Below are 11,470 nucleotides of genomic sequence, written 5' to 3'. Positions count from 1 at the left end.
CACGAGAATTTGAGGCGTTCTAGACGCTGTTTGGCCAACAAAGACTGAATCCGACGCCAAACCTGCGTCTTTTTGAAAAAGCGCGGTTAACACCGGGTTAGCATGCACAGGCCCGCTCAGGCCTTGGGACGATCCGGTCTTTCCATCCATTTGATGATCGCCATGGCCGGCAGGATCCAGAGAAGACCCGTGAACAGGAAATACAGCAGGTGAATGCCCCAATGCGCGGCGCCGAGCGTGGCGGCGGCCACGGTGGTGGCGACCAGCGCATAGATCAGCACCAAGGCGATGATCAGCACCACGCCGATCAGTTTGCGAAGCGTCTTGGGCATTTTGTCTCACATCCTGCTTATGGGTCTTGCCAGGCTCGTACATGTTATAGCAGAGCTTGGCGTAAAAGGATGACCCGTCATGATCGATACAGCCATAAACGCCCATGAGGGCGCCGACAAGCGTTCAGGCCGCGCCGAGGCCAATCGCCGCGCCGTTCGGACCTGGCTCGGTTTCGTTCTCCTCGCGATTTTCGCGCTGGTGCTGGTCGGCGGAGCGACGCGGCTGACCGATTCCGGCCTGTCGATCACCGAATGGAAACCGCTCCATGGGGCGATCCCGCCGCTGAGCATCGCCGAATGGGAAGAGGAATTCGCGCTCTACAAGCAGATTCCGGAATACAGCCAGATCAACAAAGGCATGACGCTCGACGAGTTCAAGGTGATCTTCTGGTGGGAATGGGCGCATCGGCTGATCGCCCGTTCGATCGGGGTGATCTTCGGCGTGCCGTTGCTGTTTTTCTGGGCCACGGGACGGCTTGAAAAATCGCTGCGCTGGCCGCTGACCGGTATTCTCGCCCTTGGCGGGCTGCAGGGCGCAATCGGCTGGTGGATGGTGTCCTCCGGTCTCGCCAAGCGGGTCGATGTCAGCCAATACCGGCTTGCCGTGCATCTCACGGTGGCCTGTCTGATCTTCGCGGCCATCGCCTGGGTCTGGCGCGGGCTTGCGCCGCATGCGGGCCTGGCGATGCCGAGAAGCCCGCAGGCCAAGGCCGCAGGCGCTCTGCTGTTTCTCGTGCTGTTGCAGATCTATCTCGGCGCGCTGGTGGCCGGGCTCGACGCCGGGCTCGCCTTCAACACCTGGCCGTTGATCGACGGGGCGATCATCCCCGACGGCCTCGGCGTGATGAAGCCGCTCTGGCTTAATCTGTTCGAGAATTTCAAGACGGTGCAGTTCGTTCACCGCATGAACGCCTATCTGTTGTTTGCGGCGGCCTGTTTCAACATGACCTGGTTGTCGCTTCGGCTTCCGGGGACGCCGCACGCCAAGCGCGCGACGATCCTGTTCGCCATGGTGTTCGCGCAAGCGGGGCTGGGCGTCGCCACGCTTCTGACGCATGTCGATATCGGACTGGCGCTCGCCCATCAAGGCTTCGCCGTGATCATCCTTGGCTACGCGGTCGCCAATCTGCGTGGATATGTCGGCGAATATCCACGCAGCTCAGCGATGAGCACCCCCTGAGGCTACTCAGTTCGAGCGCGAACCCGAACTCTCGCGCATCGCGGCGAAATCGATATCGGCGCGGAAGGCGATCTCCAGCGCGTCTGTCTCGATGCGCTGGCCAAAGGGCCTGACAAGACCCACGCGGTTGACTGGATTGATCAGATCCTCGTCCATGTCTAGCACGCTGCCGCGAATGCCGAACATCGCCCTGTGACGCTTGAGCGCCTTCTCCGTCATGCCGATATGCACGGCGACGACGGGCACGCTGTTGATGTCGCGCGGCGGCGCGAGGGTTTCGACCTCATAGCCGGTCTCGAGCATCCAGGTGACCAGCTTGGGATGGGTTTCAACGACGAGGCCGCGGATGCCCGCCGACAGGCAGAATTCGAGCACGCCGGTGATCAACAGATGCGAGGCCTGTACGTCGCCGAATTGCCCCGCCCTCTCATCGGAAATGCAGCGGGTCCATTCGTAGATATCGTCTTCCTGCGGCCAGGACCGGCCCTGCATGAGATCGGGATAGACGTCGCGCAGCAGGTGAGGGCCCGAGGTGCGCAGCAGGCGCGTATAGCCCACCACCGTTTCGCCGCGCGCCGCCACCAGATGGATGGCGTCGTCGTTGTCGAAACGATCCCGCTCGCGTCCGTCCTCCGAACTCAGTTCGCGCCAACCCAGCCGTTCCACGAATTGCGCATGGCGAAAACGCCAAACATTTTCCATGAGAGCTGCGTTTTCATCGATGTTTTGCGAAGTAATAATTTTGAGCATTAGAGACTCCCGTTGAATAGGGGGAGTCTCTGCGGGATTAGGAAACCCTGCTATGGGGTGATTTACCTAGTTGACTGCTCCGAGCGCCTTCGTTTCAGTTATCTAATCAACCCAGCTCGCAGCGCTTCCGCGACAAGCTGCACGCGATTGGTTGTATTCATCTTTCGTTGCGCGTTTTCGAGAATATGCGACACAGTGCGTTCGGAAATGCCGAGGATCGCGGAGATCTCCCAGGCGGTCTTGCCTTCCGAACACCAGGAAATGCATTCGCGTTCCCTTGGAGTCAGTTGCACGCTGCGCTTGATCAATTGCGGCTTGTTGCTGCTCTTGAGTTCCTTGATCTTGTTATGCGCATAGATGGAAATCATATGCAGCGCGCTGCGGCCTTCCTGCGACATGTCCACCTCTTCCGCAGCGTAAGTCACGATGGCGCGAAAGCCCATGATCGAATGGATGGGCACGGAAAAACCGTCGATGAACTTGAAGTCGCGAGCCTCGCCCATGAAATCGAGCGCGCGCTTGTCGACGCTGGCGGGGTCCAGCGCGTCGGACCAGACGAATGCGTTGTCCGACAAAAGCGTGCGCTGGATGACCGGGTCGATACGGAAATACTGCCGTTCGAGATAGCGCGCCGCCCATTCTGGCGGCCAACCGTTCAGAAGGACGTATGGGTCCATCTTTTCATGCGGATCGGGGATGCCGGAAATGGCGAAGGCGTTGAGGCCGAAGAAATCCGCGACCTTGCGCAATTCCGCAAAAGCCTGTTCCTCGCTGGACATTTTGTCCAGCCGGTCGATGACGTCGAACATCATGTTCGCGATGATGGAGCGCATTGGCCCTCGGCGGCGCTGATAGGATCACGCTGCGTAACATGGAAACGGGTAGTGCGAAATTGCAACAATTCGCACTACCCGCTGTTTTGGACCGGAACGTCTCTGTCAGGCCGAAAGCATGAGATCCATGTTCTGCACCGCCGCGCCTGACGCGCCTTTGCCGAGATTGTCGAGCAGCGCCACGAGATTGATGTGCTCGCCATCAGGCTGCCCGAAGACGAACAGTTTCATCGTGTCTTTTCCGGCGAGTTCGACGGCGTCGACGCGCGCCATTTTGGCGGACGCATCAAGGGCCACGACCTCGACGATCGACTGGCCGGCGTAATGCGCTGTGAGCGCCGCATGCACGCTTTCGACTGTCGCGCCTGCGGCGAGCTGGTCACGGAACAGCGGAATCTGCACGATCATTCCCTGCGGGAAACGGCCTACGGACGGCGCGAACAGCGGCGAGCGGCTCAAAAGGCCATGTTCGCGCATCTCCGGCACATGCTTGTGCTTGAGGGTAAGCCCGTAGAGGAAATGCGGCGAGGCGATATGCTCGGCATGTCCCTCATCCTCCATCTGCGCGATCAGCTGCTTACCGCCGCCGGTATAGCCGGAGACCGCATTGACCGTGATGGGATGATCGGTCGGGAGAAGGTCCGCCATCCGCAGCGGGCGGATCAATCCGATCGCGCCGGTCGGATAGCAGCCAGGATTGGCGACATAGCGCGCCGAGCGGATTTTTTCCACTTGCGCCGGATCCATTTCGGCGAAACCATAGGCCCAGTCGGAATGCACGCGGAAGGCGGTGGATGTATCGATAATCCGCACGTTCGGATTTGACGCGGTCATCGCCACTGCGTCCTTCGAAGCATCGTCCGGCAGGCACAATATGGCGATGTCGGCCGAGTTGAGCAGGTCCTCCCGCATCGCGGCGTTGCGGCGTTCCGTTTCGGGAATCGAGAGCAGTTCGACATCGCGGCGCTCGGCCATGCGCGCGCGGATCTGCAGCCCGGTAGTGCCATGTTCGCCGTCAATGAAGATTTTCGCACGCATCAAATTGGGTCCGTTTCATTTTGGAACAACGGCGCGGTTTTGCGCCCGAAGATGTTGGTTTTGCCAAAGCCATATACCGGCGGATTAACCGTGACTCAACGCCATTGCACCGCAAGTTTGCAAAAAGGAAATTTCAGCGCCATGACAAATAGATGACAGCGCCCTAGAGTTGAGGAACGCCATGCTTATTCTGTCGCATGCGAGACTGCTCAGTTTGCCGACCGTCACCCAAGTCCTCTCCGTCGTCGCGAGTTGCCTCGGTCTTTTCGCCTTTGTCCGCTATATGGACTCCCGCTGGGCCTACATTCCCTATGTGTTCTCGATCACGGCGGCCATTGCCGCGGCAGCCTTCATCCTGAGCCGACGGCCGATATTTTCTGTCTTTGCGGCCGCCACCTTCACCGTGATGCAGGGGCTCGCGTCCTATGTGAAGCATCACCTGAACGGCATGGCGCTGCATGTCTATGACTTGCTGTTTACGGCCCGTGACGGCGACTTGTTTGTATTTCTGGTCGAGTACTATCCTATGCTCGGATTGGCTGCCCTTGTGGCGATCGGCTTGGCCGTCACAGGGCTCGTTGTCATCTACAGGCTGGAAAGGCCCGTTTGGATGGCGCCGCCGCTGCGTCTTTCGCTGCTGCCGCTTGCTATCGCCTTGAGTTCGGCCACCTATCCAAGGGCGCAGACCTTCGATTCCGATTATCTTCCCTTCACAGCGGGCTACAATGCCTCGGCGCTTTATTTTTCCCTGGGGCATATCCGCAACTTGACGGGGCCTGCGCCAATCCGGGAACATTTCATGTCGACCAAGCCGACGGAAGATCTCGCGGCAGCGCCTGTTTGCGGGCGTACCGACGACAAGTCTGACCTCTTCCTGGTCCTCTCCGAAAGCCAGGCTCCCGCAGCAATCGGTCCTGAAATTGCCCTTCCGGACGATGTGCGCGCCTCTTTCCGCTCCGGCGACGGGCGGGTTCGCGCGCTCCATGTCGAGACTTTCGGCGCTGGCACCTGGATGACCAATTTCTCCGTGCTGACGGGCCTTTCCACCGCCGACTTCGGCTGGCAGGCGCCTTATGTGAACGCCTTCATGGAAGGCCGCGTGCGGCATTCCCTGCCGCGTTTGCTTGCCGATTGCGGCTATCGCACAGTAGCGCTGATGACGCTGAAGTACCGCTCCGTGAACGAAGGCCCCTTTCTCAAATCGCTCGGTTTCGAAACCGTCTACGATGCGGACGCCATGAAGCTCGGCTCGTTCGGCACGCGCGACAGCGACTATTTCAATTTTGTAGAGAAACTGGTGGCGGACCATCGCAAGACCGACGGGCGTCCGTTGTTCGTCGCCATGCAGACCATGTTCACCCATGGGCCGTTCACGGCGCGCCTGCCGGCCGCGCAAGACGTCGGATCGGCGCCGCTGTCTTCAGATGCGGAACTGGATGAATATGCCCGCCGTGTGGTGGTCAGCCGGCGCGATATGACGGCATTTCTGGAGGGACGTCGTCGGGACCACGGTCCACGCGGCGCGATCGTGGCCGAATTCGGCGATCATCAGGCTACCGCCACCAAGCGCTTCGTCGATCCCGACAATCTCGGCCGGGAAACGACCGACTTCCGCGCCAAGATGTATGAGACATTCTTTGCCGTGCATGGCTTTGGCGCTGAGGTCGACTACGCCAAGCTCGGCGATCGGATCGATGCGGCTTATCTTCCCGCGCGGATCCTTGCGGCGACCAATCTGCCGAAATCTGCCGTTTTCGATGATCTCGCCGCGCTCAGTCAGCGCTGCGAGGGGCGCATGCATCTCTGCCTGGAGCGTGGAGCGGTCAATCAGCATCTCGCCGCCCGTCATCAGGCCGGTTTCCTGGTGGTCGACTGAGGCGTTTCAGCCTGCCGCCAGTTTTTCCGCTCTGAGACCCAGCAGATACATGGCGACGCTTGCGCCGGCGATGGCCGTGATCAAACCGTGATCGTAGGGAGGCGACACTTCCACGACGTCGCCGCCCTTGATGTCGAGGGTGGCGAGATTTCGGAGCACCGAGAGCATCTTGGCGCTCGAAGGGCCGCCAGACACCGGCGTCCCCGTACCCGGCGCATAGGCCGGGTCGAGGCAGTCGATGTCGAACGTCAGGTAACAGGGCCGGTCTCCGACGCGGGCGACGATTGCCTCGGCGATCTCGCGCGCCGTCATCTCTTCCACCTCATGGCCATAGACGATCTTTATCCCGCAATCGTCGGGCGCATGGGTGCGGATGCCGATCTGGATGGAATGGTCGACATCGATGATCCCATCGCGGGCGGCGCGGCCGACAAAGGATCCGTGGTCTATCCGTCGGTCCTCGTCGAACCATGTGTCCTGATGGGCGTCGAACTGCACCAGCGCCAGCGGACCATATTTGGCGGCATGCGCCTTGAGAAGCGGCCATGTGACGTAGTGATCGCCGCCGAGCGACAGCAGGAAGGCTCCCGATTTGAGGATCTTGGCGGCTTCCTTCTCGATCGTCGCGGGCGTCTTCTGATGATCGCCATAATCGAGCAGGCAATCGCCGTAATCAATCACCGCCATCGCCTCGAACAGGTCGCGGTGAAACGGATATTGCGGATCGTTGTCGAAGATCGACGACGCCTCGCGGATGGCGCGCGGCCCGAAGCGCGCGCCCGGACGATGCGAGACGGCTGCGTCGAACGGGATGCCCCAGACCACAGCGTCCACGCCCGTGAGGCTCTTGGTGTATTTGCGGCGCATGAAGGACAAAACGCCGGCATAGGTGGGGTCCGAGGCCGCGCCTTTCAGCGATCGGGCGGTGAAGGCGTTGTCGATGGTCTTTTTCACGAGGGGCCCTGGTTTTGAGAGATCGCGGCGACGGGATAAGGGTGGCTTGCCGGATCAGCCGTCAATCCTGGCTTCAAAGGAATAGGAGCGCTCCACCCGGGCGACGCGCACCTCGTAACGTTCATACCAATGTTGGCGTCCCTTGGTCTGGGCGTCGAGATGATCGACGTCGCGTTTCCAGGCCCGGATGCTGTCCTCATTGGCCCAAAAGGAATTGGTGATGCCGAAGCCATCGTCGCCAAGGGCGCTTTCCACGCCGAGATATCCCGGTTGCCGCGCCGCAAGATCCGCCATGCGTTGGGCCATGTCGCCATAGCCATTGTCGCCGGGACAGCGGCGCGACGAAAACATCACCACGAAATAGGGCGGCTTGGGCAGCGATGCGAAGGGGGAGAGCGTGTCGGACATCGGAGAATCTCGCTATGATTTTCTCAATATTGCAGGGAACCAGGCGACGGCCAAGGGGGTTACTGGTCCGCTCGCGCGGGCTGTGGGGATGGTCATCCGGAGAGGCGCGCGCGGCGAAAAAAAGACGATTGCGGCGGCGCGCCGAAAGCGCCTGTTTGGGAGAACAATCATGCAGGCCAACGATATTCCTTGGCGTCAACCGATCACCGTGCAGTTGCAAAACGGCGCGGCCCGGCATTTCTCCGGCGCCTATGACGCGCTGGATTTTCTCGAAAATGAATGGCCCTTGCGCAAGGGACGCCACTATCTGAATGCGCTGACGCAGTGCCGGGCTGCGCTTTGCCGCGCGGCGCCCGCCGAAGTCGCGCGCGAAGCCTTCATCGCCTCCTGCATCGAAGCGGCGCTGGTCTGCCATCCCCAGATCGGGCGCGCGCCCGCCAATGCGAACGGGGCCCCGGCGGAGGCGGCCTGAGGATGGGCCATCACAAACGACAAAGGCCGGGCGAAAGCCCGGCCTTTGCAATTTCCGCCAGTGGCGAAGCGCTTAGCGCTTCGAGAACTGGAACGAACGACGGGCCTTGGCGCGGCCGTACTTCTTGCGCTCGACGACGCGGCTGTCGCGGGTCAGGAAGCCGCCCTTCTTCAGGACCGGGCGCAGGCCAGGTTCGAAGTAGGTCATAGCCTTGGAAATGCCGTGACGCACAGCGCCGGCCTGACCAGACAGACCGCCGCCGGCGACGGTGGCGATGATGTCGAACTGGCCGTCGCGGGCAGCCGCGAAGATCGGCTGGCGAAGGATCATCTGCAGCACCGGACGGGCGAAATACGCCGTGTAGTCCTTGCCGTTGACGACGATCTTGCCGGAGCCGGCCTTGACCCAGACGCGGGCGACAGCGTTCTTGCGCTTGCCGGTCGCGTAGGAGCGGCCGAAGGTGTCGACCTTGCGGACATGAACCGGAGCAGCAGACTCGGAAGGAGTTGCGATGTCCTTGAGGGCGGAAAGGTCAGCCATGATCAGCCTCTTTTCGTGTTCTTGTCGTTCAGCTTGGCGATGTCAAGAACGACCGGCTGCTGAGCTTCGTGCGGATGGGTGGCGCTGGCGTAAACCTTGAGGTTCTTCATCTGGCGACGGCCGAGCGGGCCACGGGGAACCATGCGTTCCACGGCCTTCTCGAGCACGCGTTCCGGAAAACGACCTTCAAGGGTCTGGCGCATGGTGCGCTCCTTGATGCCGCCCGGATAGCCGGTGTGCCAGTAGAACTTCTTGTCGGTGTACTTCTTGCCGGTGAAGACGACCTTGTCGGCATTGATGACGATGACGTTGTCGCCATCATCGACATGCGGAGTGAAGGTCGGCTTATGCTTGCCGCGGAGACGATTGGCGATGATGGAAGCGAGGCGACCGACAACGAGGCCTTCGGCGTCGATGAGGATCCACTTCTTCTCGACGTCTGCCGGCTTCTGAACGAAGGTGGACATTTGTCTTGTCTTTCGTGTTTGATCCCCAATGCCCGAAGGCAAGGGGCGTTTTTTGTTGCTTGGTTTGCGGAAGTTTGGCCCGCAAAGGAAACGTCGCCGGGTTTCGGCGACGTTGGCCGGGCTTATACGGCAGCCATCCGTTGAAATCAAGATGACACATTTGGAAGATTGAAAATATTACCTATTAAAAACAATGGCATAACCATGTGGTAATATGGTGCCGCATCGTTTGTTGGCGCCAAATCGCCAATATGGGCGAAAAATCGTCGAAATTAAGTTGATATGTTGACTCATGTTAGAGTGAGTATCTATCTGGTGGAGGAACTTATGATTTTGTAAATCAACTTTGAAGAAACAGCGATGCGCCCCGCCGACACCCCGCTCTGTCTTTAGCCTCCTTTCCAAGGGAGGCGTTAAAAAAAGAGAAGAAGGGACGTCATGTCTAGAGAAAAATCAGTAGGACGCGGGCTTCGGCTTGCGAGCCGCACCTCCGTCCTGGCGCTGACCGCAGCGCTGGTTGCGCCCACCGCGCAGGCGCAGGATGCGGAGGCGCCGACCGTCCTGAAGAAAATCATCGTGTCGAGCGAAAGCAAGGGACCGCGCGCTGCGGCTGAGGCGCGCGCCAAGGACAATGACACGATTGCGGCGGAGGAGTCCGAGTCCGTCCTCAAGGACAGCGTGCCGCTTGCGCGCACGCCGCGCAGCGTCGCCGTGATCACCCGCAAGGAACTGGACGAGCGCGCCGTCAACGACATGGTCGACGCGGTCAATTACGCCGCCGGCGTGCAGACTGGACAATACGGCTTCGATCCGCGTTTTGACCAGATCAGCATTCGCGGCTACGCCACGGTCACGACAGGCGATTTTCGTGACGGCCTGCGCCAACCCTATATGAATTACGGCACCTTCCGCACCGATGTCTATGGCCTGGATCGTATCGAAGTGATCAAGGGCCCAGTCTCGGTGCTCTATGGTGGTTCCAGCGTCGCGGGCATCGTCAACCGCGTGTCGAAAATGGCCGACGGCCTGGAGCATGGCGAGGTCGAGGCGCAATGGGGCAGCTATGGCCGCACCCAGCTGGCGCTGGATTATGGCGATGTCTCCCAATCCAATGACGCCTTTTCCTGGCGTGTGGTGGGCGTCGCCCGCAGCGGCGACACAAGTTATCAGATCGGCGATGACCGGTTGATGCTGGCCCCGTCGTTCCAGTGGGCGCCCGATGACGCGACGTCGCTGACGGTCTACGCAATCGGCCAGAAAGACGAGACCGACACCAATGTGCAGGGTTTCAAATATAATGGCGAAATCCTGCGCTACAGCGACCCGGACTATGATTATCAAAAGGTCTCGCAGCTTCAGACCGGCTACAAGTTCGAGCATGAATTCGACAATGGGGTGAAGTTCAGCCAGCACCTGCGCTACAGCGTGATGGATCTCGAAAGCCGCTATCTCGAAGTCTTCTCGACCGACGAGGCGACCGGAATCATGAGCCGTTCTCCTGTCGCCGTCACCGATCACATGAATGTCTACCAGGCCGACAACCGGGTTTCCGGCGCGATCGACACCGGCCCGCTTGAGCACAAGCTGACCGCAGGTCTCGACGCCACCTGGATCAATTCCAGCTTCGGTCTCGGCTATGGGGATGTCGACTCGGCTTTCGACCTCGATCTCAACAATCCAACCACCGGCGTGTCGGGACCGACGGCTGAGCTGACGACGCTGAGCGGCAGCGACCAGCGCCAGATCGGCGTCTATGCGCAGGACCAGATCAACTTCGGCGGCTGGAGCGCGGTCCTCGGTCTCCGCAACGACTGGATCAAGCAGACGACCTGGGACGATGCAGCGGGCGTGAAGACCGGCGAGGGCAGCGACAGCGCCCTGTCATACCAGACCGGCCTTCTCTATCGTTTCGACAATGGTCTGGCGCCTTATGTCAGCTATGCGACGTCCTTCGTGCCGCAGTCCTATCGCGATGAAGGCGGCGCGCTGCTGACGCCGATGACCGGCGAACAGTTCGAAGCCGGCGTCAAATTTCGGCCGGACGGCGCCGATTACGCTGTCAATCTCGCCTATTACCATATGGTCCAGTCTGACGCGGCGACCTATGCGGGCTTTAACGACACGGTTGGCTACTACTACCGCGCTCTTGGCGAGGTCACCACCGATGGCGTCGAGATCGAGGCGAAGAAGGCGTTCGGAAACGGGTTCGACCTGATCGCCGGCTACAATTACAACGCCGCCGAAATCACGGAATCGGCCAATGCCGCCGAAGTCGGAAACCGGCCCTCGACCACGCCGCTGCACAGCGCGTCGCTCTGGGCCAATTACACGGTTCAGGAAGGCGACTTCATGGATGGGCTGAGCGGCGGTCTCGGCCTGCGCTATGCCGGAAAATCCTTCAAGGACACCACCAACACCACGGAAAACAGCGAGAGGATTTATCTCGACGCGGCGCTCAATTTCGACATCGGCAAGCAGTTCAAGCGCGCCGACGGATTAAAGGCCTCCTTCAGCGTCAAGAACGTCTTCGACAAGCGAGACGAAGTCTGCACCGACGGCTATTGCTATTACGCCCAGGGCCGCACGGTGCTCGGTTCGTTGAAGTATAGCTGGTAAATCC

12 protein-coding genes are annotated in these 11,470 nt (G+C 60.4%); 4 read left to right on the top strand and 8 right to left on the bottom strand.

The window, feature by feature from the left end; genetic code table 11:
• Positions 1–116: 116 nt before the first annotated feature.
• Positions 117–332: a DUF2842 domain-containing protein gene (locus M2360_RS10415; RefSeq protein ID WP_280775051.1), complete on the bottom strand. Its 216-nt coding sequence runs from the start codon at positions 330–332 to the stop codon at positions 117–119.
• 79 nt (positions 333–411) lie between these two features.
• On the opposite strand from M2360_RS10415, the gene M2360_RS10410 reads away from it, so the two are divergent.
• Entirely contained in the window at positions 412–1,512 is a 1,101-nt protein-coding gene (locus M2360_RS10410) for a COX15/CtaA family protein (RefSeq protein WP_280775050.1), read from the top strand.
• Positions 1,513–1,518: 6 nt separating this feature from the next.
• Here M2360_RS10410 and M2360_RS10405 read toward each other — a convergent pair whose 3' ends face one another.
• The 3 genes from M2360_RS10405 to argC all read right to left on the bottom strand — a co-directional run bounded on the left by M2360_RS10405 (position 1,519) and on the right by argC (position 4,133).
• Positions 1,519–2,262 carry an acyl-homoserine-lactone synthase gene (locus M2360_RS10405; protein WP_280775048.1) on the bottom strand — a complete coding sequence of 248 codons (744 nt, stop codon included), beginning with the start codon at positions 2,260–2,262 and terminating at the stop codon, positions 1,519–1,521.
• A gap of 98 nt (positions 2,263–2,360) precedes the next feature.
• On the bottom strand, positions 2,361–3,095 hold the full coding sequence (locus M2360_RS10400) for a LuxR family transcriptional regulator (RefSeq protein ID WP_280775047.1): 735 nt from the start codon (positions 3,093–3,095) through the stop codon (positions 2,361–2,363).
• 105 nt (positions 3,096–3,200) lie between these two features.
• Positions 3,201–4,133, bottom strand: coding sequence for an N-acetyl-gamma-glutamyl-phosphate reductase (gene argC / locus M2360_RS10395; RefSeq protein ID WP_280775046.1), 933 nt, complete (start codon positions 4,131–4,133; stop codon positions 3,201–3,203).
• A gap of 181 nt (positions 4,134–4,314) precedes the next feature.
• On the opposite strand from argC, the gene M2360_RS10390 reads away from it, so the two are divergent.
• Complete coding sequence (locus M2360_RS10390; protein ID WP_280775044.1) at positions 4,315–6,009, top strand: sulfatase-like hydrolase/transferase; 1,695 nt, start codon at positions 4,315–4,317, stop codon at positions 6,007–6,009.
• Between the two features lie 6 nt (positions 6,010–6,015).
• Here M2360_RS10390 and speB read toward each other — a convergent pair whose 3' ends face one another.
• On the bottom strand, positions 6,016–6,963 hold the full coding sequence (speB, locus tag M2360_RS10385; RefSeq protein ID WP_280775043.1) for an agmatinase: 948 nt from the start codon (positions 6,961–6,963) through the stop codon (positions 6,016–6,018).
• A gap of 54 nt (positions 6,964–7,017) precedes the next feature.
• Positions 7,018–7,371 (bottom strand): antibiotic biosynthesis monooxygenase, encoded by a 354-nt coding sequence (locus M2360_RS10380; RefSeq protein ID WP_280775042.1) that lies wholly within the window; start codon positions 7,369–7,371, stop codon positions 7,018–7,020.
• Positions 7,372–7,540: 169 nt separating this feature from the next.
• On the opposite strand from M2360_RS10380, the gene M2360_RS10375 reads away from it, so the two are divergent.
• Positions 7,541–7,843 carry a DUF982 domain-containing protein gene (locus tag M2360_RS10375; protein ID WP_280775040.1) on the top strand — a complete coding sequence of 101 codons (303 nt, stop codon included), beginning with the start codon at positions 7,541–7,543 and terminating at the stop codon, positions 7,841–7,843.
• A gap of 72 nt (positions 7,844–7,915) precedes the next feature.
• Here the strand turns inward: M2360_RS10375 and rpsI are convergent, their stop codons facing one another.
• Positions 7,916–8,383, bottom strand: a complete 468-nt coding sequence (gene rpsI / locus M2360_RS10370) for a 30S ribosomal protein S9 (RefSeq protein WP_280775039.1) — start codon at positions 8,381–8,383, stop codon at positions 7,916–7,918.
• Between the two features lie 2 nt (positions 8,384–8,385).
• Positions 8,386–8,850 (bottom strand): 50S ribosomal protein L13, encoded by a 465-nt coding sequence (gene rplM / locus M2360_RS10365; RefSeq protein ID WP_280775038.1) that lies wholly within the window; start codon positions 8,848–8,850, stop codon positions 8,386–8,388.
• 438 nt (positions 8,851–9,288) lie between these two features.
• On the opposite strand from rplM, the gene M2360_RS10360 reads away from it, so the two are divergent.
• Positions 9,289–11,466, top strand: coding sequence for a TonB-dependent siderophore receptor (locus M2360_RS10360; protein WP_280775037.1), 2,178 nt, complete (start codon positions 9,289–9,291; stop codon positions 11,464–11,466).
• The last annotated feature ends 4 nt before the right edge of the window (positions 11,467–11,470 follow it).

Source organism: Rhizobium sp. SG_E_25_P2, assembly GCF_029892285.1.
Taxonomy (GTDB): domain Bacteria; phylum Pseudomonadota; class Alphaproteobacteria; order Rhizobiales; family Rhizobiaceae; genus Rhizobium_E.
The sequence above is the reverse complement of the archived record's forward strand: the minus strand, read 5'-3'. Positions and strand labels throughout refer to the sequence as shown.

Excerpts from the sequence above, each read along its gene's own strand:
- rpsI (WP_280775039.1), bottom strand. The coding sequence starts at position 8,383 with ATGGCTGACCTTTCCGCCCTCAAGGACATCGCAACTCCTTCCGAGTCT.
- M2360_RS10400 (WP_280775047.1), bottom strand. The coding sequence starts at position 3,095 with ATGCGCTCCATCATCGCGAACATGATGTTCGACGTCATCGACCGGCTG.
- argC (WP_280775046.1), bottom strand. The coding sequence starts at position 4,133 with ATGCGTGCGAAAATCTTCATTGACGGCGAACATGGCACTACCGGGCTG.
- M2360_RS10415 (WP_280775051.1), bottom strand. The coding sequence starts at position 332 with ATGCCCAAGACGCTTCGCAAACTGATCGGCGTGGTGCTGATCATCGCC.
- rplM (WP_280775038.1), bottom strand. The coding sequence starts at position 8,850 with ATGTCCACCTTCGTTCAGAAGCCGGCAGACGTCGAGAAGAAGTGGATC.
- M2360_RS10375 (WP_280775040.1), top strand. The coding sequence starts at position 7,541 with ATGCAGGCCAACGATATTCCTTGGCGTCAACCGATCACCGTGCAGTTG.
- M2360_RS10390 (WP_280775044.1), top strand. The coding sequence starts at position 4,315 with ATGCTTATTCTGTCGCATGCGAGACTGCTCAGTTTGCCGACCGTCACC.
- M2360_RS10405 (WP_280775048.1), bottom strand. The coding sequence starts at position 2,262 with ATGCTCAAAATTATTACTTCGCAAAACATCGATGAAAACGCAGCTCTC.
- M2360_RS10380 (WP_280775042.1), bottom strand. The coding sequence starts at position 7,371 with ATGTCCGACACGCTCTCCCCCTTCGCATCGCTGCCCAAGCCGCCCTAT.
- M2360_RS10410 (WP_280775050.1), top strand. The coding sequence starts at position 412 with ATGATCGATACAGCCATAAACGCCCATGAGGGCGCCGACAAGCGTTCA.
- M2360_RS10360 (WP_280775037.1), top strand. The coding sequence starts at position 9,289 with ATGTCTAGAGAAAAATCAGTAGGACGCGGGCTTCGGCTTGCGAGCCGC.